The sequence below is a fragment of the Traorella sp. mt218 genome, assembly GCF_055420025.1.
On record NZ_JBVAYM010000022.1, the window covers coordinates 1 to 22,818 of the forward strand.

The 22,818-nt window shown below is 37.7% G+C and carries 20 protein-coding genes; 14 read left to right on the forward strand and 6 right to left on the reverse strand.

All coding sequences use genetic code 11. From position 1 onward, the window contains the following. Positions 1-17: 17 nt before the first annotated feature. The 3 genes from ACZYT3_RS10230 (at position 18) to ACZYT3_RS10240 (ending at position 4,558) form a co-directional block, all read left to right on the forward strand. Positions 18-911: a lysostaphin resistance A-like protein gene (locus ACZYT3_RS10230; RefSeq protein WP_464088579.1), complete on the forward strand. Its 894-nt coding sequence runs from the start codon at positions 18-20 to the stop codon at positions 909-911. A 74-nt stretch (positions 912-985) separates the two neighbouring features. Continuing rightward, positions 986-3,508: a ribonucleoside-diphosphate reductase subunit alpha gene (locus ACZYT3_RS10235; RefSeq protein ID WP_464088580.1), complete on the forward strand. Its 2,523-nt coding sequence runs from the start codon at positions 986-988 to the stop codon at positions 3,506-3,508. A gap of 9 nt (positions 3,509-3,517) precedes the next feature. Further along, on the forward strand, positions 3,518-4,558 hold the full coding sequence (locus ACZYT3_RS10240; protein WP_464088581.1) for a ribonucleotide-diphosphate reductase subunit beta: 1,041 nt from the start codon (positions 3,518-3,520) through the stop codon (positions 4,556-4,558). Between the two features lie 22 nt (positions 4,559-4,580). Here ACZYT3_RS10240 and ACZYT3_RS10245 read toward each other — a convergent pair whose 3' ends face one another. Beyond that, entirely contained in the window at positions 4,581-4,976 is a 396-nt protein-coding gene (locus ACZYT3_RS10245) for an HIT family protein (protein ID WP_294561523.1), read from the reverse strand. A gap of 83 nt (positions 4,977-5,059) precedes the next feature. On the opposite strand from ACZYT3_RS10245, the gene hflX reads away from it, so the two are divergent. Beyond that, positions 5,060-6,283 carry a GTPase HflX gene (hflX, locus tag ACZYT3_RS10250; protein ID WP_294561524.1) on the forward strand — a complete coding sequence of 408 codons (1,224 nt, stop codon included), beginning with the start codon at positions 5,060-5,062 and terminating at the stop codon, positions 6,281-6,283. Between the two features lie 311 nt (positions 6,284-6,594). Further along, the gene (gene adhE, locus ACZYT3_RS10255; RefSeq protein ID WP_464088582.1) at positions 6,595-9,243 is read left to right on the forward strand and encodes a bifunctional acetaldehyde-CoA/alcohol dehydrogenase; all 2,649 of its coding nucleotides are present in this window, start codon (positions 6,595-6,597) and stop codon (positions 9,241-9,243) included. A gap of 142 nt (positions 9,244-9,385) precedes the next feature. Here the strand turns inward: adhE and ACZYT3_RS10260 are convergent, their stop codons facing one another. Further along, on the reverse strand, positions 9,386-10,066 hold the full coding sequence (locus ACZYT3_RS10260) for a hypothetical protein (RefSeq protein WP_464088583.1): 681 nt from the start codon (positions 10,064-10,066) through the stop codon (positions 9,386-9,388). A gap of 126 nt (positions 10,067-10,192) precedes the next feature. Beyond that, complete coding sequence (locus tag ACZYT3_RS10265; protein ID WP_464088584.1) at positions 10,193-10,414, reverse strand: hypothetical protein; 222 nt, start codon at positions 10,412-10,414, stop codon at positions 10,193-10,195. 658 nt (positions 10,415-11,072) lie between these two features. Here ACZYT3_RS10265 and ACZYT3_RS10270 point away from each other — a divergent pair. Genes ACZYT3_RS10270 through ACZYT3_RS10285 form a run of 4 tightly spaced genes read left to right on the forward strand, consistent with a single transcriptional unit; the run spans position 11,073 to position 12,635 of the window. Beyond that, the gene (locus tag ACZYT3_RS10270; protein ID WP_294561528.1) at positions 11,073-11,390 is read left to right on the forward strand and encodes a PadR family transcriptional regulator; all 318 of its coding nucleotides are present in this window, start codon (positions 11,073-11,075) and stop codon (positions 11,388-11,390) included. An 11-nt stretch (positions 11,391-11,401) separates the two neighbouring features. Next, entirely contained in the window at positions 11,402-11,770 is a 369-nt protein-coding gene (locus tag ACZYT3_RS10275) for a DUF6120 family protein (protein ID WP_464088585.1), read from the forward strand. 2 nt (positions 11,771-11,772) lie between these two features. Further along, on the forward strand, positions 11,773-12,174 hold the full coding sequence (locus ACZYT3_RS10280) for a DUF6120 family protein (protein WP_294561530.1): 402 nt from the start codon (positions 11,773-11,775) through the stop codon (positions 12,172-12,174). Then, entirely contained in the window at positions 12,171-12,635 is a 465-nt protein-coding gene (locus tag ACZYT3_RS10285) for a hypothetical protein (protein ID WP_464088586.1), read from the forward strand. The genes ACZYT3_RS10280 and ACZYT3_RS10285 overlap by 4 nt, the downstream gene beginning before the upstream one ends. A gap of 251 nt (positions 12,636-12,886) precedes the next feature. Here the strand turns inward: ACZYT3_RS10285 and ACZYT3_RS10290 are convergent, their stop codons facing one another. Beyond that, positions 12,887-13,972 carry a hypothetical protein gene (locus ACZYT3_RS10290; protein WP_464088587.1) on the reverse strand — a complete coding sequence of 362 codons (1,086 nt, stop codon included), beginning with the start codon at positions 13,970-13,972 and terminating at the stop codon, positions 12,887-12,889. 148 nt (positions 13,973-14,120) lie between these two features. On the opposite strand from ACZYT3_RS10290, the gene ACZYT3_RS10295 reads away from it, so the two are divergent. Next, positions 14,121-14,894, forward strand: a complete 774-nt coding sequence (locus tag ACZYT3_RS10295; RefSeq protein WP_464088588.1) for an HAD family hydrolase — start codon at positions 14,121-14,123, stop codon at positions 14,892-14,894. A gap of 42 nt (positions 14,895-14,936) precedes the next feature. Here ACZYT3_RS10295 and ACZYT3_RS10300 read toward each other — a convergent pair whose 3' ends face one another. Together ACZYT3_RS10300 and ACZYT3_RS10305 are read right to left on the reverse strand one after the other, a co-directional pair. Continuing rightward, positions 14,937-17,027: a glutamine synthetase III family protein gene (locus tag ACZYT3_RS10300; RefSeq protein ID WP_464088589.1), complete on the reverse strand. Its 2,091-nt coding sequence runs from the start codon at positions 17,025-17,027 to the stop codon at positions 14,937-14,939. A 128-nt stretch (positions 17,028-17,155) separates the two neighbouring features. Next, positions 17,156-17,752 (reverse strand): LexA family protein, encoded by a 597-nt coding sequence (locus ACZYT3_RS10305; protein WP_294561535.1) that lies wholly within the window; start codon positions 17,750-17,752, stop codon positions 17,156-17,158. A 143-nt stretch (positions 17,753-17,895) separates the two neighbouring features. On the opposite strand from ACZYT3_RS10305, the gene ACZYT3_RS10310 reads away from it, so the two are divergent. The 4 genes from ACZYT3_RS10310 to ACZYT3_RS10325 all read left to right on the forward strand — a co-directional run bounded on the left by ACZYT3_RS10310 (position 17,896) and on the right by ACZYT3_RS10325 (position 22,811). Further along, positions 17,896-19,140 (forward strand): DNA polymerase Y family protein, encoded by a 1,245-nt coding sequence (locus tag ACZYT3_RS10310; RefSeq protein ID WP_464088590.1) that lies wholly within the window; start codon positions 17,896-17,898, stop codon positions 19,138-19,140. Further along, positions 19,140-19,379 carry a hypothetical protein gene (locus tag ACZYT3_RS10315; RefSeq protein ID WP_294561537.1) on the forward strand — a complete coding sequence of 80 codons (240 nt, stop codon included), beginning with the start codon at positions 19,140-19,142 and terminating at the stop codon, positions 19,377-19,379. The genes ACZYT3_RS10310 and ACZYT3_RS10315 overlap by 1 nt, the downstream gene beginning before the upstream one ends. A gap of 112 nt (positions 19,380-19,491) precedes the next feature. Beyond that, positions 19,492-21,141: an ABC transporter ATP-binding protein gene (locus tag ACZYT3_RS10320; RefSeq protein WP_464088591.1), complete on the forward strand. Its 1,650-nt coding sequence runs from the start codon at positions 19,492-19,494 to the stop codon at positions 21,139-21,141. Next, complete coding sequence (locus ACZYT3_RS10325; protein WP_464088592.1) at positions 21,138-22,811, forward strand: ABC transporter ATP-binding protein; 1,674 nt, start codon at positions 21,138-21,140, stop codon at positions 22,809-22,811. Before ACZYT3_RS10320 ends, ACZYT3_RS10325 begins: the two co-directional genes overlap by 4 nt. Positions 22,812-22,818 lie beyond the last annotated feature (7 nt).

The window sequence follows — 22,818 nt, forward strand, 5'->3', positions numbered from 1 at the left end:
ATAAATAAATGTTTGAATTGTTTAAAAAAGAAAGTAAATATAAGGATGGCATTTCAAAGATAAAAAGTCCGGCAGCCTATTGTTTGATCATAGTGGCAGTGATGCTGCTTGGAAGCGTAATACAATCAGTTTTGGTGCTTCCTTTTGTGATCGGTGACCTTGATTCTTCACAAGCCATTGATACGGTGCTGGCTTCCCAGACCATGACGCTTTATAACTTGTATTTGACGATCGTGATCTCACTGATGATCCTTTATGTCGGTATTAAGATGCATGGAAGAAGCTTTGAATCGATGGGATTAAGCAGTCATCATGCCTTGAAGCATTATTTAATAGGTCTTGCAGCGGGCTTTTTGATGCTTTCAGGGGCATTACTGATTACATATGTGTTTGGTGGAGTCCGGTATGCAGGTATTGATTTAAGCAATCTTACGTTGCTTTTGATTTATTTTGCCGGTTTTCTGTTTCAGGGGTTTGAAGAAGAGCTGATGTGCCGCGGCTTTATGATGTTTGGTTTAAGTAAAGGCTATTCGGTATTTTTCAGCATGATGTTTAATTCACTGCTGTTTGCCGCTCTTCATATAGGAAATCCGGGCGTTTCGCCGTTAGCTCTTATGAATTTATTTCTGGCTGGTCTGGCTTTCAGTTGTATGGCAGTATATTTTGATGATATCTGGGCAGCTGGCGGTGCTCATTCTATGTGGAATTTTGTTCAGGGAAATTTCTATGGCATCTTAGTTTCCGGAATGAGCATGGGACCGACGGTATTTAAATTTGAGCTTATTGGCAATGCATGGATCAGTGGCGGAAGTTTTGGTCTTGAAGGTGGGATCGGTGTCTTTTTGATCGAAATTATGACGATCCTTATTTTCTGTCTTTTATATAAACGCAAAAAACAAAAAGGAGCATAGATGTCCGAAGGATTTCGGGCATTTTGCTTTATAGTTTTGTTGATTTCAATATAATAGAAATATGGGGTGTTACTATGAAAATCATAAAACGAGATCAGCGGCTTGAGGATTTTGATGCATCAAAAATCAGAAATGCAGTTCAAAAAGCCTTTGAAAGTACGCAAAACAGCATCTTGGAAGAACATATGGAAGAGATTTGCCAGTCTGTCTGGAAAAGGGTCCATGAAGAAGAGATGCGTGGAAGCTTATGCAGTGTTGAAGATATTCAGGATCAGGTAGAAGAGATATTGATGAAGCTTCAATATTTCAAGGAGGCAAAAAGCTATATTCTTTATCGTCAGCAGCGGCAAAGAATCAGGGAAGAAAGAGTTTTGATCCAGAGTCTTATTCAAGATGAAAGGATCATCCGGCTTTTAGAAAAAATGGAAAAGGAATTTCAAGAGGTATCCTTTCAACCATTGTTTTTAAAATATCAGTCCTACTATGAAGAAGGTATGGATACGATTAAATGTTTGGATATCCTGATGCGCTGTTGTGTTGAATTGATCAGTGTTGAAGTGCCGCAGTGGGAGAAGATCGCTGCTCGCTTTTTGACTTTAAAGCTTCATCTTCTGGTTGATGAACAGTGTGAACGTCATCACCTTATGAGCTTTTATGATAAGCTTTGTTTTTTGGAAAAAGAAGGCTATTATGGAAGCTATATCTTGGAAAATTATTCAAAGGAAGAAATTGATGAGCTGGAGTCTTGTCTGAAGGAAGAAAATGATGATTTATTTACATATAGCGGTCTGGATCTGCTTTATAAGCGTTACCTGATCAGCTCTCATGCACATGAGCTTTTGGAAACACCACAGGAAATGTTCATGGGCATCGCAATGCATTTGGCAATGGCCGAGAAAGAAAAGCGTCTTTTTTGGGCAAAGCAGTTTTATGAGTTGTTAAGTTCTTTGAAGGTGACGATGGCTACACCAACGATGGCAAATGCCCGTAAACCGTTTCACCAGCTGTCAAGCTGTTTTATTGATACGGTAGATGATTCGCTGGATGGTATTTATAAGAGCTTGGATAATTTTGCGAAGGTATCGAAGCATGGCGGCGGCATGGGTCTGTATTTTGGAAAGGTACGGGCGAATGGTTCCGATATCCGTGGCTTTCAGGGGGCAGCCGGTGGTGTGATCCGTTGGATCAAATTAGTGAATGATACGGCGACAGCCGTGGATCAGCTGGGTGTCCGTTCAGGAGCGGTTGCTGTTTATTTAGATGCATGGCATAAGGATCTGCCGGAGTTTTTGGCATTGCGTACGAATAATGGTGATGATCGTCAGAAGGCTCATGATGTTTTTCCGGCTGTCTGCTATCCAAATTTATTCTGGAAAATGGTAGAAGAAGATATCTCACAGACATGGTATCTGATGGATCCTCATGAAATTGAAAAGGTGAAGGGATACTGTCTGGAAGATTTTTATGGGGAAGAATGGGAAAGACGTTATGAAAGCTGTGTTGCTGACAGCCGTATTTCAAAAAGAGCGATTGTTTTACGAGATCTTGTGCGGTTGATTATCAAGAGTGCAGTAGAAACCGGTACACCTTTTACTTTTAACCGTGATATCGTGAATGAAGCGAATCCTAATGCCCACAAGGGAATGATCTATTGCAGTAATCTATGTACGGAAATTGCACAGAATATGAGTGCCCTATCCCACCGTTCACAGAAAATTGTAGAGGTTGACGGTGAAAAGATCATCGTTGATGAATATGTACCGGGTGATTTTGTGGTATGTAACCTTGCTTCACTGACACTGGGTAAGATCAATGTAAATGATGAGCGTGAACTGAAACAAATCATCTCTCTTACGGTACGAGCCTTGGATAATGTCATCGATCTTAATTATTATCCATTACCTTTTGCCCGGATCACCAATCAGCAATATCGTCCGATCGGACTGGGAACCAGTGGTTACCATCATATGTTAGCGTTACAGGGCATTGCCTTTGAAAGTGAAGATCATCTTCAGTTTGTCGATCAGCTCTATGAAAAAATCAATTATTATGCAATTGAAGCCAGCTGTGCATTAGCCAAAGAAAAAGGTCGCTATGATTTCTTTGAAGGCAGTGATTGGGATACGGGAGCATATTTTGAAAAGCGCGGCTATACTGATGAAAAGTGGCAAAAGTTAAAAGAAAAAGTACATCAGGATGGATTGCGCAATGCGTATCTTTTGGCGATCGCACCGACTTCTTCGACGTCGATCATCTCGGCTACGACAGCAGCGGTCGATCCGATCATGAATCGATATTTCTTAGAGGAAAAAAAGGGCAGCATCATTACCCGTATTGCTCCGGATCTGAATCCAAAAACTTTCTGGCTTTATAAGCAGGCGCATCAGATCGATCAGACATGGCTTGTGAAAGCAGCCGGTGTGCGACAGCGTCATATCGATCAATCACAATCTGTAAATCTATATATTACCAATGAATTTACGATGCGTCAGGTCTTGAATCTTTATCTGCTGGCTTATCATGAAAAAGTAAAAACATTGTATTATGTCCGTTCCCGTTCATTGGAAGTCGAAGAATGTGAATCATGTGCATCTTAGGAGGAAATCATGGAATTAAAGAAAAAAGCGCTGTTTAATGAAAATGGCGATATTGAAGTAACAAAGAGAAGAATGATCAATGGAAATACGACTAATCTGAATGATTTCAATAATATGAAATATAAGTGGGTCAGTGACTGGTATCGTCAGGCGATGAATAATTTCTGGATACCGGAGGAAATTAATATGAATCAGGATATCAAGGATTATCGCCTTTTAAGTAAAGCTGAAAGGACGGCTTATGATAAGATACTTTCCTTTCTGATCTTTCTTGATTCATTACAGACGGCAAATCTACCGAATGTAGGCGAATATATTACTGCCAATGAAGTGAATCTTTGCTTGACGATTCAGGCTTTTCAGGAAGCTGTGCATTCACAAAGCTACAGCTATATGTTAGATACGATCTGTGCTCCACAGGAAAGAGAAGATATCCTCTATCAATGGAAAAATGATGAAAAGCTGTTGAATCGTAATAAGTTTATTGGTGATCTTTATAATGATTTCCAAGAGCATAAGGATGCCTCAACTCTTGTAAAGATGATGATTGCCAACTATATCCTTGAAGGTATTTATTTCTATTCAGGTTTTATGTTTTTCTATAACCTTGGAAGAAATGGCAAGATGCCGGGTTCAGTACAGGAAATCCGTTATATCAATCGTGATGAAAATACGCATCTTTGGTTATTTAGAAGCATTCTTTTGGAATTACAAAAGGAAGAGCCGGAGCTTTTTGATGAAGAAAAGAAAGAAGTATATCGTAATATGATCCGTAAGGGTGTTGAAGAAGAGATCAAATGGGGCGAATATGCCATCGGAAATGAGATTGAAGGATTGACACCAACGATGATCCATGATTATGTAAAGTATTTAGGTAATTTAAGAAGTCAGGGCATAGGTCTTGGAACCTTGTATGAAGGATATGAAGAAGAACCAAAATCAATGGAATGGGTTTCTCGTTATTCCAATGCCAATATGATCAAAACAGATTTCTTTGAAGCACGTTCCAGTGCTTATGCAAAGTCAAGTGCCTTGGTGGATGATCTATAATGAAAAGGAGCCATCGCTCCTTTTATTTTAATAATGCACACAATTCTTCAAGATTTTGTTTTTCAGATTCATGAAATTCAATTTGAATCGCATCGTTTTCATCATAGCGTGGAATGATATGAAAATGCAGATGCATCACGGTTTGTCCGGCAGCTTCGTGAGTGTTATTTAAAATATTGATGCCTTTGGCATTTGTTCGTTCCATGATCCTTTTTGCCAGCATCTGGGTAACTTGAATCAGATGGGACAAGGTATCCGGATCACATTCCAGAATATTGGCAACATGCTTTTTAGGAACAACCAAGGTATGTCCTCTGGTTACTTGTGATACGTCTAAAAATGCGATGACACTTTCATCTTCATAGATAACAGATGAAGGAATTTCATGATCGATGATCTTACAAAATATACATGACATAGTTTTCTCTCCTTTTTTTATTATCATAATCCAACTTACGAAAAGTTTCAAGAATCTATGGTATAATAAATACAGGTGATGCTATGAATCATAAAATTGTATGTGCAGGATTGTATTTAGAAAAAGAAAAAGATGTCGAGGGCCAGTTTGAAGAAACGAAGGGTCTGGCGAGAGCCTGTGATTATGAAATCGTAGGAGAGATCATTCAAAGAAGAAGGACTCCTCATCCGGCAACTTATTTTGGTGAGGGAAAAATCTACGAGATCAAACAAATGATCGAAGAAACGCATGCTTCGGCATGTATGATTGCGGCACCAATCACGCCCAGTCAGATGCGTACTTTAAAAGAGATGTTAGGTGTGCGTGTATTTGACCGTAATGACTGTATCCTTGAGATCTTTGGTAAACGGGCACATACGAAACAGGCGAAGCTTCAGGTTGAATTGGCTACCTTGAAGCATGAGCTGCCTTTTGTCATCCATACTCAGCAAAATTTCTCCAGAATGCGTGGAGGCAGCAAGAATAAGGGTGAGGGTGAAAAGCAGTATCAATTAGACCGCAGAAAATATGAAATTCGTATTCAAAGAGTAGAAAAGGAACTGAAAGAAGTAAAAAAATCATTAGCGGCAATGAAAAGAAAACGCCATCGCTCTGATTTGAAAATGGTATCTTTGGTCGGTTATACCAATGCCGGAAAAAGCAGCTGTATGAATGAGATCCTCCGTTATTGTGAAATTGATGATGATAAGCATGTTTATGTCAAAGATATGTTGTTTGCGACCCTGGATGCTTCCATTCGTCATGTTTCTTATAAAGGAGTTGAATTTTTGATATCGGATACGGTAGGCTTCGTATCCCATCTTCCGCATGAATTGATCGATGCCTTTCACTCAACGCTGGAAAGCGTCAATGATGCTGACCTGATCCTGCAAGTCGTTGATGAGAGCAGTGAGCATGTTTTGGAACATATGGACGTAACACAAAAAACATTACAAAAGTTATCTGTCGAAGATACGCCGATGTGGGTGCTCCATAATAAGTGTGATTTATGTGAATACAAGAAAAATGAAAAAGATCATTTCTATATCAGTGCTGAAAAAGGCGTAGGTATCCGTGATGTCTTGGATGCGATCGCAGAGATGATACGCAAGGAAAAAACGATGATGGAAATAAGTGTTGATTATGAGGATGTTGATTTGAATGCAAAGGTTCATCGGTTTGCCAATATTCTTTCTTGTGTGGAAAAACAGGATCATTGGGAGTATCAGATCGAAGTTGATCATCGTTATGTATCTTTATTTCAATAAGTTGTGAATTAAGGTTAAAATTCACAAAAATGATATTTGGAAAACGACGGTTTGTGAAATCATAAATATAACAAAAAGCCCTAAAAAAAGGCTTTTTTTAATGCTTATAAACTGAAAGTGTTTTCATTTCACAAATACTTGAAAAATAAAAATGAAAAATTTCACAAATGATAAAAAGGAAGAAAAGAATTTGATGAGTAAGCCGGGGGTAAACGTTTTCATTTTACGATATGTGAAAAAAATAACAAATAATGCTTTACAAGTCCATTCACAAATGATATCTTTTGTGTGTGAAAAAAAGGAGAAGTAAAATGGCTGAAAAAACAGAAAAAAAAGAAGTAGTAGAAGAAGTTAAAGAAGAAGTAAGTCCTGCTGTTCAAGAAGTGAATAGACTTGTTGCGAATGCAGTAGAAGCTTTAGACGAATTTATGAAGCTTGATCAGGAACAGGTAGATTATATTGTTGCGAAAGCATCTGTAGCTGCTTTGGATCAGCATGGTGTCTTGGCAATGGCTGCTGTTGAGGAAACAGGACGAGGCGTCTTTGAAGATAAGGCAACGAAGAATTTGTTTGCTTGTGAGCACGTTGTAAACAATATGCGTCATACACGTACGGTTGGTATCATCAAAGAAGATGATGTCGATGGTATCGTTGAGATCGCAGAGCCGGTAGGTGTCATCTGTGGTATCGTACCAACAACAAACCCGACATCCACGGCCATCTTTAAATCATTGATTTGTTTGAAGACAAGAAACCCGATCGTTTTCTCATTCCATCCAAGTGCGGTAGAATGTTCCATCATGGCAGCACAGATCGTGTATAAGGCTGCAGTTGCTGCCGGTGCACCTAAGAACTGTATCCAGTGGATCGAACATCCAACGATGGAAGGAACGAATGCTCTGATGAACCATCCGGATGTTTCAACGATCCTGGCAACCGGTGGAAATGCAATGGTACGCGCTGCCTACTCATGTGGTAAACCGGCGTTAGGTGTTGGTGCTGGAAACGTTCCTGCTTATGTTGAAAAGACTTGTAACTTAAGACAGGCTGTCAATGATATCGTCTTGTCAAAAGCTTTTGATAACGGTATGATCTGTGCCAGCGAGCAGGCTGCTATCGTAGATAAAGAAATCTACAACGATTTCGTGAAAGAAATCAAAACGTATGGCGTTTACTTTGTCAATAAAAAAGAAAAAGAATTGCTTGAAAAATATATGTTCGGTGTAACGGCTTATTCAAAAGACGTTGACAGTGCGAAGCTGAATAGTGTCATGGTTGGAAAGGACGCTACATGGATTGCAAAGCAGGCCGGATTCGAAGTGCCTGAAAAGACGGTCATTTTGTGTGCTGAATGTAAAGAAGTCGGACCAAAAGAACCTCTGACACGTGAAAAATTATCACCGGTATTGGCAGTATTAAAGGCAAATTCAACAGAAGAAGGTATGACATTGGCAGAACAGATGGTTGAATTTAACGGTCTTGGTCATTCAGCTGCAATTCATACAAAAGATGAAGCCCTTGCAAAAGAATTTGGATTACGTGTGAAAGCGATCCGTGTCATCTGGAATTCACCGGCAACCTTTGGCGGAATCGGAAATGTATATAATGCCTTCCTTCCTTCATTGACATTGGGCTGTGGTTCTTATGGACATAACTCTGTAGGTAATAACGTCAGTGCAATCAATCTGTTGAATATTAAACGACTGGGGAGAAGAAATAACAATATGCAATGGTTCAAGGTTCCATCAAAGATTTATTTTGAAAGAGATTCTATCAAATACTTACAGGATATGCGTGAAATGACCCGTGTATTCATCGTAACAGACCGATCAATGGTTGATTTGGGATTTGTTAATAAGGTAACGGATCAGTTAAATCTGAGAAGAAACAAGGTACAGTACCAGCTTTTCTGTGATGTAGAACCGGATCCTTCAATCGCAACGGTACAGCGTGGTGTAGAAGTTATGAGAAGCTTCCAGCCGGATACGATCATTGCTCTTGGCGGTGGTTCTTGTATGGATGCTGCAAAGGGAATGTGGCTGTTCTATGAACATCCTGAAGTAAACTTCGATGATTTGAAACAGAAATTTATTGATATCCGTAAACGTGCTTTCCGTTATCCTGAATTAGGAAAGAAAGCCAATCTGGTATGTATCCCGACAACAAGTGGTACAGGTTCAGAAGTAACACCATTTGCCGTTATTTCAGATAAGATCGCAAATAAGAAATATCCATTGGCAGACTACTCGCTGACACCAACGATTGCCATCGTAGACCCTGCCTTTACGACAAATCTTCCGGCTTCAATTACAGCTGATACAGGTATGGACGTATTGACACATGCTACGGAAGCTTATGTTGCAACCTTAGCTAATGATTATACGGATGGATTATGCTTACAGGCTATCAAGATGGTATTCAAATATCTTCCTAGAGCTGTCAAAAATGGTAAGAATGATCCGGAAGCCAGAGAAAAGATGCACAATGCCAGCTGTATTGCAGGTATGGCATTCGCTAATGCCTTCTTAGGTGTCAACCACTCATTGGCACATAAGATCGGTGCTGAATTCCATGTTCCTCACGGACGTGCCAATGCCATTCTATTACCACACGTCATTCGTTACAATGGTACAAAACCACAGAAAAACTCTGTATGGCCAAAATACAACTACTACAAAGCTGATGAGAAATATCAGGAAATTGCAAAGCTGCTAGGTCTTCCTGCATCAACACCTGCAGAAGCAGTAGAATCTTATGCAAAGGCATGTGCTGAGTTAGGTGCAGAAGTCGGCATCAAGATGAACTTCGCTGATCAGAATATTGATGAAGCTACATGGAAGGCAGCTGAAAGAAAGATTGCTCTTCTTGCTTATGAGGATCAGTGTTCACCGGCAAACCCTAAACTGCCAATGATCAATGATATGATCGATATCCTTGAAAAATCTTATAAAGGAAACTAATTTAAAAAGCACCATACGATAGGGTATATATCGAAAAAACATCTGTTCACATGATGAACAGATGTTTTCTTAAGCAAATCTTTATCTAATTCAATGACTATAATAAATTCCATCTTCCTGTTGATGAATAAAGGAAGATATTTTATTTTTCTGCAATTACTTCCTTAACATCAAGAAGGATTTTCAATTCAAACAGAAATAAGATGAAAATACGCAAAATACCTCCGACAAAAGGAATATATCCAACCAATACGATCAGGCTCATAAAGATACAGTCTTTTCTCTTTGCACGGATATCATCATTACCAAGAATATATCCATATACCTTATAATAGGCCATAAATATGACAAATTCAAATAAGTAGGCAGCAAATATCATAATTGCGGAAATGAACAGCATAAAAGATGTATTGGGTGTAAAAGTAATCTGATCAGTCCCCATTATCAGGCTTTGAATGTTAGGGGTAGAGTTTACGATCTGCATGACGAAACCGGTAGCAATCAGAATAATTATAAATCCAATTCCAAATGCTTTTAAAAATACAACGGCAATTTTAGTCCAACTGCTCTTAATTAGCTCAAAGGATTGCGTAAAACACGTCTGAAGTCCTAAATCTCTTTTTTCAACAAGCAGTACATTCAAAAGATACCCAATCAAAACAACCATATAGAAAGATACGATGATAGAAAGCAATGAACCAATCATTCCTAGCTGATTCAATACATATTCCAAAACGGTTCCAATTAATACGATCACAAATATCTTGAACGCGATACCTGTATTGCTGAAGATTAAATTTACAGCTTCCTTTAAATTTTTCATAAATGATCCTCCTTTCTCTGAATGTTACGTTTCAATAAAACAATATAGAAACAATAAGATAGTCATGCATGTAATAACTGATCATACCCACGATTATTTTATAAATCCAAAAAGTTATATTTATTGTTAAAGCCTTTTTCCTTTCAATAAATAATATAAGTAATCTGCGATAAATACGATAGAACCCGTAATTTGAATCCAAACTTCCCATGAATAATTGTTATCGATGATTATTTTATATGACCAATAGAATAAACCAAGTAATCCGATAATTCCAAAAATCTTGATTCCAAGAGGTATTTTTTGATCATTATCTTTTAATTGATTCTTATTTATATATATTTTCATGAAGATATTCCTTTCTTTTTTATAAATTTCACTCTTTTATTAGAAATGACAGAAATGAATATAAGAATTAAGCACCAAATCAGAAATGTAACAATTATGGGTAATCCTAACAGAAAGTTTTTATACCCAAGTGAAATAATAATGACGAAGAGAATCAATTGAAGTAAGTAGATGACATAAAGGAATTTTAAAGCCTTGCTTACCTTCATTTCTTCAGCTGTTAATGAGTATCTATCTAAAATATTCAGAAGCCTAAAGCACCATAATAGCTCTATGACTCCTCCGATAAGAGCTATGATACGAATTATGATAAAATAGATTTCATCAGTTTTCCAAATACTTATAGAATTTAGTAAAAGGATCATCCAAATAAAATTTAAAGAATTGGCTCTTAAGAAATTATTGCATGTTTTTAGGATGTTTTGGCTCATTTTATACTCCTTTCAAAATATTAAGAAGCAAGGCTGATATTCAACATTAAAAGTAGCAAGATAACCATAAAATTAATGATATATAACTCTTTATATATTTTCACTTTTCATTGGATTATTACACTTATATAATAACTTACTGAAATTTATCTGTCAATTTATACCTATAAAAAATATGTATTGAATATAATATAATTATATTGTATCATTCTTTATAGAGGTGACGTATGTCAAAAAGAAATAATCTGTTTAAAATTGAAATGCTTCTTTTGGGTGTTTTAAAGCATAGAGATTATTATGGTTATGAGCTTGCTTCGACGATTAGAGAAGTGACTGATGACGTTTTTGATGTAAAAGAAGGAGTTATGTATCCGATCCTTTATCGTATGTTAGAAGAGGGATATGTATCTACCAGAGAAGAAATCGTGAATCGAAAGGTTAGGGTTTATTATCATCTTGAAGAAAAGGGAATTCAATATTTTAACGATATGGTTGAAGATTATCGTAAGATGTGTAGACAAATTGAAAAGATCATTAAGTTTTAGGGGTGTAAGCAATGAATTCTAAAGAGCAATATATTCGAGATATCAAGTATATTTTTCCTTTGAGAGATAAAAAGGTGAAAAGGTTTATTCGTCAATTTTCGAAAAGTGTTGAAGAATCCGCAAATGGAACAATGACCTATGAGGACTATGTAAATCAGTTTGGATCGCCTAATGAAGTCGTTGCTTCCTTTTATTATGAAAGTAATTACGATTATCTATATAAACAGATGAATCGTAAAAAAGTGATGGCTCTGTCATTTGGGATAATGGCAATCTTATTGATTTTAATTGGTGCAAAATTTCAAGATATGAAATGGGATTATCAAGTATATTATAATGATAATATCGTACCTCATATTTATATTGATCAAGAGGGTTGATTATGACATACGGAAGAAAGGACTATATTAAAAACATTAAAAAAATCTTTCCGGTATATGGAAAGAAAGAAAAGCAATTTTTAAGAAAACTCATTGAAACGATCAACAATGAAATGGATGAAGCAGCTTCTTATTATGAATGTAGAGATCGTTTTGGCGAACCGCAGGAAATTGTTGCGAATTATTATGAATCAATAAGCTTTGATTATATAAAACAGCAGATTCATAAACGTAATATCATCCGAAATGGTTTGATTGGTATCATATCCGTAGCAGTCATTAGTTTTACGGCATGGAGAGCTTATGATTACATGGAGTTTGTGAAAAATTATCAGTCGGTATGTCCGGATTGTTATTTTGAAATAGAAATGGGAGAGTCTGTATTTTTAGGAGAAAAAAAATGAAAAAATTATTAAAATATTTTTTATGTTTAGTTTTATCAATAAGTATATTACCAAGTATATTACCGAATAATATTTATGCAAATGATGATATTATCCAAGATGAAAATCTCAATATAGAGATTGAAATAGGAGAGCCTGTATATCAAAAGGGTATTAGTACATACAGTACTACAAAAACAGTATCAAATTATAAAAAATATTATTACAAAAACGACAAAGGTGAAACATTATGGATAGCAACGCTTACAGGTACATTTGAATATAACGGCAGTACATCAAAGTGCCTTTCCGCTTCTGTATCAGTATCCAATATCAGCAGTGGCTGGCAGGTATTCAGCAAGAAGGCTTCCACAAGCGGCAATCAGGCAAAGGCATCAGTCATCATGCGTTACACTCCTGCAATGTCATTATATCCGGTCAATTTCACATTATCGTGTTCACCAACAGGATCATTTTATTAAACAAAAAGCATCAAAAAGATGCTTCTTTTCATATCCTCACATATAAAAACCTATTTGAATTTTTATGGAACATAAAATAGTTATAAGTGAAAATTATGCTGTTATTATGATTTTATTTATATTTCTCTATCTTCCCATGTGAATCAACGTTGTGTTATCACAAGACTATAATATCAAAAGGATATATCTTTGTCAATGATACATATAAAAAATATGTATATAATATAGTCATTATTTAAGAAGCAAAAAATTTATTCAAGTGTAATCAGATAATATTCAGCCGGATGAATGTCATCCGTGATACATGCGATTAATTGATGATCGCTGATCTTAAAGAAATATGCTAATTCCTGAAATGGAAGAAGAGTTTTAGTGATTAGAAAATCATTGATTTCAATGATACTATAAGAATATTCATCATAACTGATCGATTCTTTGTTTAAGAAAGTATTATCACCAAGATAAATTTCAGCGTAAACTCTTTCACTTATATCAATATCATATTCTTTTTCATCATCAATCGTAATAATTTTGGTCAACATGCGTTCAGTTGTCTGTTTCTGAGTGATGATGTAGTCTTGAAGCGGTTGAAAAAAGTTTGTAGGTTCAATATAAAATGAAGATTGATTGCTTGTAACAACTTCAAAACCTTTCTGTCCGTATATTTTTTCATAAGTTACAAAGAATGGATGGGCTAAATGAAAATTTTTTAGAAAAGCGAAATTGTAATTTTCTTGAATGATACCATCAATCGTATTTAATTGGAAGTGATCCCCATGAGTAATATCTGATAAGATATAAGGTCTTTCGATATATTGCTTATATTCTAAATAAATGTGATCATTCTGGTGATAAAAATCATCATATGAATAAAAATCCATGACTTTTTTTACTTCATTTGCAGTTTCATAGTAAAGAATATAACGCTCATCTGTCTTATTAATATAATAAAGACCATCTTGTGTTTTGATATATTCAATGAGTTGTGGATGGGTTATCAGAAGGTTCTCGGCTTCTTTAAGCGAAAGAGAGGATAAATTAAATTCATAAAAATTTTTGAAATTTGTATAGGCGATATCAGAAGTATAATGTACATGATTTGCCTGAGCTGCTGTTAATGGGAGATGAGCATAGGAGTGGCTGATATAATCGATGTTCAAGGTATCTTCTGATTGCACGGAAAAAAGCAGATGATTGATCGTATTGTTGTTTAGTTGATTTAAAACATCCAGGGAAGTGATCGTATAGCCTGTTTCTTTTGTTTGGACTTCCCATTGATCCTGATGACAGCCTGTAAGTAATAAAATGATTAAAATGATGATATGATATTTTTTCATATGGTTCCCCTTTCCTGTATGACTATTACAATTATTGTATATCATATTGATTCATCATTTTCAATCATTGTTTCGATAGAAGTTTAAATTAATATATTCATAGAAATCTTCTCTTATATTTAGTATAATAAATACCGAGGTGATTTTTATGGAAAGGTTTTGTTTTTGTTTCGATATTGATGGTACTTTATATCCGAGTAATCATGTGATTTCTAAAAGAACATTGGAAACGATCGAGCAATTAAGAGAAAAAGGTCATAAGATCGTAGTTGCCACAGGGCGTAACTTAAGCTCAGTAAAGGAAAGCGGTCTATTGGATCAGATTTGTTTTGATGCTTTGGTGCTGAATAATGGACAGTGTGTATTAAATGGGAAACATGAAGTGATTTATACGGCATATTTGCCTGCTGATCTTGTCTGGCAGGTCATAGATGTATGCAACGCCAATAAGCTTGTGTGTTCACTGGAAACACTTGATGACTGGTTTTGTGTCCAGCAGCCCAATGAATATGTGAAAATCACCCATGAGTTTTTTCGTGAAACAGCTCCCAGCCAGGGGGAATATAATCCTTCAATGAAGATCATCATGGCGATGGCATATGCACCTAAAGGTTATGATTATGCTCCGCTAAAGGAAATAGAAGGCTTAAATGTTGATATTGGGAACAGCTGTTATGCTGATTTAGGAATCAAGGGATTTCATAAATATAAAGGTATTGAAAAGTGTCTGGATTATTTTCATCTGACTAAAACAGTCTGCTTTGGTGATGGCAGAAATGATGTAGAAATGATACGGCAGGCAACGATCGGTATTGCCATGGGACAAAGCGTCGATGAGGTCAAAGAGGTCAGTGATTTTGTAACTGAAAGCTGTGATCATGATGGAATCGTTCATGCCTGTGAGCATTATGGATTTATATAATAAAAGTGGTTGTACAACAACCACTTTTATTTATCGTTATCATTATTCAGTAAATAATAAATCAGTATAGTTTGGCATTGGCCAGTTTTCTTTTGGTGTCAATGTTTCCAGAGCATCAGCTGCTTTTCTTAAATCAGCCATGCATGCCAGAATCAATGTTGAATAAGCTTTGCCTTGTTCTTCAAGGGTCGGCAATGCTTCAGCCTTAGCATTCTCTTCTTCCAGATGTTTTATGGCATCGACCATTTCTTTTGTCAGTGCATCCATTTTCTTGAGTGTGTCAATTTCCATTGAACAATCGAAGCAGTCGCATACCGCTTTTTTATTTAAGATAATATCTGTCATTTCTTTTTGGGTCTTCAAGACAGCAGGAAGAATTTGTGTTTTGGCCATATCCAGCATTGTTAATGCTTCGATATGAATGATCTTGCAGTAATTTTCAAGAAGGATTTCTTTTCTTGAATACATTTCATCAACTGTGAAGATCTTATGCTTTGTGAAAAGATGGATATTCTTTTCACTTGTATAATAAGGAAGGGCTTCGGTTGTCGTTCTTAAATTCAATAGACCACGTTTTTCTGCTTCTTCTACCCATTCATCCGTATAGCCATTTCCGGAGAATAGGATTCGTTTATGCTCTTTGATCGTTTTACGGATCAAATCATTGAGGGCTTTATTGAAGTCAGGTGCCGTTTCTAACACGTCAGCAAACTGCTGGAGCTCTTCCGCAACGATTGTATTTAATATGAGGTTTGGACAAGCGATAGAGAGTGCTGATCCAAGCATTCTGAATTCAAATTTATTACCGGTGAAGGCAAAGGGAGAGGTACGGTTACGATCCGTTGTGTCCTTTGGGAAGGAAGGCAGGATATCAACACCGATTTCCATGACTTTATTAAATGTTTTATTGTAAGGTACACCTTTTTCAATTGCTTCAAGGATGGCATTGAGCTCATCACCTAAATGAATGGATAAGATTGCCGGAGGAGCCTCATTGGCACCAAGACGATGGTCATTGCCGGCTGTTGCGACAGAAATTCTTAATAGATCCTGATATTCATCAACACCTTTGATCAAAGCAGTCAGTATCAGTAAGAACTGGGCATTTTCTGCCGGAGAATCACCCGGTTCAAGAAGATTGATACCGGTATTGGTCGACATTGACCAGTTGTTATGCTTACCGCTGCCGTTGATGCCGTCAAAAGGCTTTTCATGAAGCAGACAGGCAAAGTTGTGCTTTTTCGCAACCTTTTTCATAAATTCCATGGTTAATTGATTGTGATCGGTTGCGATATTGCTGGAGGTAAAAACAGGAGCCAATTCAAATTGTCTTGGAGCAACCTCTTTATGCTCGGTTTTTGCGTAAACGCCCAGCTTCCACAACTCATCGTCCAGATCACGCATATAATCGCTGACTTTTTTATCCAGCATACCAAAGTAGTGATCCTCAAGCTCTTGTCCTTTTGGAGGTAAAGCACCGAATAAGGTACGTCCGCATAGCTTAAGATCTTCTCTTTGTTCATATAGATCCTGATCGATCAAAAAGTATTCCTGTTCACATCCTACGGTTGTCGTAACACGGGTGACATCATCATTACCAAACAGTTTTAAAATACGGAGTGCCTGATCATTTAATGCCTGCATCGAGCGTAACAGCGGGGTTTTCTTATCTAATGAGCTTCCATCAAAGGAACAGAAGGCTGTCGGAATACAAAGCGTATTGTCTTTGATAAAGGCATATGAAGTAGGATCCCATGTCGTATATCCTCTTGCTTCAAAAGTGGCACGTAATCCGCCATTTGGGAAGCTGGAGGCATCCGGTTCACCTTTGATCAGCTCTTTACCGCTAAACTCTAAGATGACTCCTCCATTACCATCCGGGGTAATGAAACTGTCATGCTTTTCTGCAGTGATACCGGTCATCGGCTGGAACCAGTGTGTAAAATGGGTCGCACCTTTTTCGATCGCCCAGTCTTTCATGGCATTTGCCACTGTATTCGCAACATTGACGTCCAAAGTTTTGCCTTCATTGATCGTTGCCTTTAATTTCTTATAGACATCCTTAGGCAGCTTTGCACGCATAATGGCATCATTGAATACCAGACTTCCAAACGTTTCTTGAATTTTGGTCATATTTACCCTCCTTTAAATGAAAAAGGCGCTAAAATACTCCCTCATATTTAGCGTCTTTGCATTTCATATGCGTATTATAGAACTATGAAAAAACATTGTCAATAATTTTTTTACTAAAATTTCCTGTCTTAAAAGCGCACCTTATTATAAAGGACCCTGCCAATGATGCGAACCGGAAGCTCCTCAATATCCTTTTCATTAAAATAACGATTTTCAACATTAGGATTAGCAGCTTCCAAAATCAATAAATGATCTTTTTTGATAACACGCTTAACAGTAGCTTCATTATCACCGATCAATACGATTGCAATCTGTCCGCTTTCGACATCACTGCAAGATTTCACATATAATAAATCTCCGTCACAGATACGGGCATTGACCATCGAATCCCCGCTGACTCGAAGATAGAAATCCCCCTGCCTGCTTTCATCTTCGCTGACTTCCTCATACCCCATGATATTTTCTTCGGCATACATATCATAACCTGCTTTCACGATACCCAAGATCGGTTTCATGGTGCTTACATTATCTTTTCCCAACAGATGATCCGGTGTCGTTTGAAGGATATCTGCCAGCTTTTGCAGCTTCTCAGGAGAAATACGTTTCGTATCTCCGGCTAGCCAGCGGCATACGCTGGGACGGGAAGCGCCTGTGGCCTCCATGATATCATCGATCTTTAATCTTAATTGTTTTTTTCTTTGTTTAATGATCTGATTTTGCAGCATTCTCTCACCCCATGTTTATAATATCAAAAAAAAGCAAAAGATGCAATATGATAATTATCAAGTAAAATATTACCAGTTAAAAGATATCAAAATGTGTTGTAAAATGATATTGAAAATGAAATAATGAAAGCGGAGGCGGGAAGATGAAAGAAAGAGTAATTTTGCACTGTGATATCAATCATTGTTATGCACAGATAGAGGAAATGATGGTGCCTGAGCTGCGTCATGTACCGATGGCCGTGGGCGGTAAGAGCGAAATGCGGCATGGAATCATCTTGGCAAAAAATGATCCGGCAAAGAAGTATCGGATTCAGACAGGTGAATCAGTGCATGAAGCATATCAGAAATGTCAGGATCTGGTCATCATTCCTCCTCATTATGAAGAATATCTTTATTATACGGAAAAGGTAAAGGATATCTATCGGGAATATAGTGAGCGGGTAGAGAGTTTTGGCTTGGATGAGGCATGGATCGACGTAAGTGACAGTCTGTCTTTATTTGGAAGCGGCTTAAATATCGCCCGGACGATTCAAAAAAGGGTATGGGAAGAGATCGGTCTAAGCATTTCGGTCGGTATCAGCTTCAATAAGATATTTGCCAAGCTTGGCAGTGATATGATCAAACCGATGGGATTGGTAGAAATCAGTCGTGATAATTTTAAGGAAAAAGCATGGCAGCTGCCTGTGGGCGATCTTTTATATGTTGGAAGAGCGACCTTAAAGAAGCTGGAAATCTTCGGTATTCATACGATCGGTGATCTGGCACGGTTTGATGTAGAAATATTGAAGCGGCATTTAGGTAAAATGGGAGAAATCATTTATTGGTTTGCCAATGGTTATGATCAAAGTGAGGTAGCACGTATAGATGCCTGTCAAGAAGTAAAATCAATCGGTAATGGTATCACGACGCCCAAGGATATAAAAAATCTACGAGATGCTCAAAGTGTTTTCTATGTCCTTTGTGAGTCGGTAGCTTCACGTGCGAAGGAAAAAGGAATGGCAGGAAGATGTGTCAGCATCCAGCTGAGAAATACAGATCTGAAAAGCTTTTCCCGTCAGAAAACGCTGGTAAGAGCAACCAATTTAAGTGATGAACTGATGGAAATCGTGACAGAGCTAATAAAAAACAATTATGATTTTTCTATACCGTTAAGAAGCGTTAGTATTTCTCTTTCACATTTATGCTTTGAAAGTGAAAAAGTACAATTTTCCTTATTTGAAGATGAAATGAACCGTCAGAAACGATACTGCCTTGAAAAAACGATCGATCAGATTCGTTTACGATATGGCTTTGGAAGCGTAAAACGGTGCAGCATGCTGCTTGATGAAGAATTGAGTGATTTTGATCCTAAGGGCAGTCATATCATCTTTCCGGTAGGATATTTCTAATGCTGTACAAGAGATATGTGGATGTCATTACATTGATTGATAAGCAAGGCAGATTAACACCTTTGATCTTAAGATGGGAGAATGGAGTTCAATATCCGATCGACCGGATATTAGAAATTCGTAAAGCAGTGAGCGAGGTGGGCGGTTGCGGGATCTTATACCGCTGTCGCATTCAAGACCAGGAAAGAAAGCTTTTTTATGAAAAAAATCGCTGGTTCATTGAAAGCACCAAGCCTTGAATCATGTGTAAGTCGTAATGTAAGCTCATGTATTGATTTATTAATAAAATTGGCATATAGTTAAATTATGAATAAAAATGTTCGTCCTGATAAAATTAAAAGTTATTTTTATATGGAAAAAAAGCTGATCCTTGCGATCGTCATCACAGGGACGCTTTGTTCCTTGTTTATGGTATCCATCAATGTAGAACAGGGACGTCTTTTAGATGTCCTGCTTGAGCATCGATCTCTTTCTGCGCTGATTGCCCAGTCATTTATTTTTATCGCTATCGTCAGCGCGATCCAGATCCTCCGCCTGTTGAAGCGTTATTATACGCGAAGATTTGCCAATCGGACGACCCTGCATATGCGTTCGATCATGTTCTCGCAGATGATTGCGGAGCCATTGGCAGAAATGGAAAAGAATGAATCCGGTGATATGATCACGAAGATATTGGGTGATGTTGATTTATGTGCAGAAGGTATGCGTAAGGTCATGACAGAAGTCTTTGATACAGGGATGCTGATCATTTCTTACTTTTTCGGTCTTTTGATGTATGATGTAAAATGTACCCTTCTTGCCTGTCTATGCATTCCGGTGGCTTCTTTTTTAGCGACGCTGATGAAAGGATATGTGGAGAAAAAGACTGCTATTTATCGTAAGGCTTCCTCCGATATGGCAAATCTGACCATTGAGCAGTGTTCCAACGTCCTTTTGTTTCGGGCTAATTCTGTGGAAGATAAAGCAAAGCGCAGGTATTATCATTCATTGGAGGATCTGAAGAAGAAGGCAGTGCTTGTTGCTGTATTGGAAAATGCATTAACTCCGTTCTATCAGATCATTTCGATGATCGGTATCTTAGTGATTCTTGTCATGGGTGGTCAGTATGTGATCGATGGGAATTGGAGCCTGGGTGATTTTACGGCTTATATCAGCATTTATGTGCTTTTGGCGGATAAGGCAAGCAAGGCTGCGAAGATCTTTAATATTACACAGAAGGCGCAGGTTTCATGGATGCGTGTAAAAGAATATATGAAAGATAATGTAATGCTTCATCAAAATAAACAATGTGCATGGGTCAATGAGATGCGTGTCGAACATCTCTTTTTCGCATATCCCAATGGTGATTGGATCATCAAGGATATGAATTTTACTTTAAGAAAAGGGGAAATCGCAGGTCTTTGTTCACCGATCGCCTATGGGAAATCTACTCTGTTATTGGCCCTCTTAGGTCAATATCCATATGAGGGGAATATATATTTTGACATGCAAGAGGGACGCAGCTTAAAAGCAGATCAGTTAATCGGCTATATGGGACATCATCCTTATCTGATGAGTGATTCGATTTTAGAAAATATTAAAATGGGTCGTGATGGTGATTTGCGTAAAGCGTTAGAAGATGCACAGTTTGAGGAAGATCTTGCGAATATGGCAGATCGTGAAAAAACGGAAGCCGGAAGCGGTGGAAGTGCTTTATCAAACGGACAGCAGCAGCGTTTGGCATTGGCAAGGGCTCTTTTCAGCAAGACGAATTTCTTGCTTCTTGATGATCCCTTTGCGGCTTTAGATGAGCGTACGACATTACAGATCATGCATAATCTGAGGGAGCATTATCATGATTCAGGGATCTTGATCAGCACGCATAAGATGCAGCTGATGCCTTTATTTGACTGGATCATCGTTTTAGAGGAAAATGGTTCGTATCAGATAGGAACACATGAAGAGCTGTTAAAGAAGAGTCCTACTTATCGAACATTGGTAATGCAGGAGGAAAAAGTATGAAACGATCATTTATGATGCATTGTATCCGCCGGCTGATCAAAGAGCATCTCTTCTTTACAATCTTATTGATCATTCTTTTGATTGGTTCTATCTTGCTTTCGCTCTTGCCGGCACAACTGTTGCGCTACATCATTGATGATATCTTAAAACCGATGAATCGTTCCATGCTTTTGGCAGGAGCCACTGCTTATTTTGTCGTTATCATAGCCGTTAATATTGTCGAGATGGCAAAGGAAACAAGCTTTGTATGGATCGGACAGTCATTGACACAGAAAATATGCAGTGAGATGATGGAAAAGATCCAGCGTATTCAGACATCGTATTTCACAAGCGTTGATCCATCGCTGATTTCATCTTATTTTCTAAATGATGCGCAGACGATTTCTTCTGTGTTCAGCAGTGGTGTCATTGCGATGGTCGTCAACTGTTTCAAGATCATAGGGATCATTATTTCAATTGCAATGTTTTCGAAAACGCTGGCGATCCTGCTGATCATTTTATTGCCGCTATTAATAGCTTTCACGCGACTGGTCCAGAAAAAGATGCTGAAGGTACAGATGAAAAGTCGTATCTATACCGCTGATCTGACAAAGATGATTCATGATATCCTTCGTAATGCCCGTATCATGAAGGTCTTTCATACGCAGAAGTATCACGTCGATAAATTTGAAAATAAATTAGATGAAACCTATAAAAATAATGAAAAAATCAATTTCTATGATTCTCTTTATTCACCACTGACACAGATCCTGCGTGCATTTGTCATCGTTTTTATCGTTTTTTTAGCGAGTGATTATCTTTCTTTTTCATCGCTTACGATTGGTATGTGTGCGGCCAGCATTGAATTGATGAGCCAGCTATTTACACCTATTGAAGATCTTGGCAATGAGCTCCAGTCGATCCAGCAGGCCGTATCCGGTATGAAAAGAATTGAGGATTTTTATCAGCTTCCTGAAGAGAAGGTGGAGCGGGCTTTGACTTATGACATGCTTTTTGATAAGCCGGATATCGAACTTGTGTTTGATCATGTGTCTTTTGCCTATCAACAGGATTCTTTGGTCTTACAGGATATATCCTTTAGATGTGATCAAAACAGAAGAAATATGATCATAGGACGTACAGGAGTCGGAAAGAGTACCCTCTTTCATCTGATCATGGGTTTCTATCAGCCGACATTAGGAGAAATCACGATCAATGGCTATCATCCTCATGAAATCAAAAGAGAGGACATGCGCCGTATTTTCGGGTTGGTGGATCAGAATTTCGTATTTATCAAAGGAAGCATTTGTGATCAAATAACATTACGGGATGAGCGTTATTCTCTTGAAGATGTCAAGCGTGTGATGAAGCTTTGCGGTTTGCATGAAAAGGTGCTTTCTTTTGAAAATGGCTATGATACTGCTGCGGATGAAAGCATGTTTTCGAAAGGGGAATGTCAGCTTCTTTCGATTGCCAGGGCACTGTTGGCAGATCCAAAGATCCTTTTGCTGGATGAGATGAGTGCCAATTTGGATTCGTTGAATGAAAACAGGATGCTGGAGGTAATCGATGCGATCAGCAAGGATCGTCTGATATTGTCAATTACGCATCATAAGGAGATCTTGCGTTCAAATGATCAGATCATCTGCCTTAAAAATGGAAAACGAGTAGCTTCACTTGATGATATTTAGGTATTAT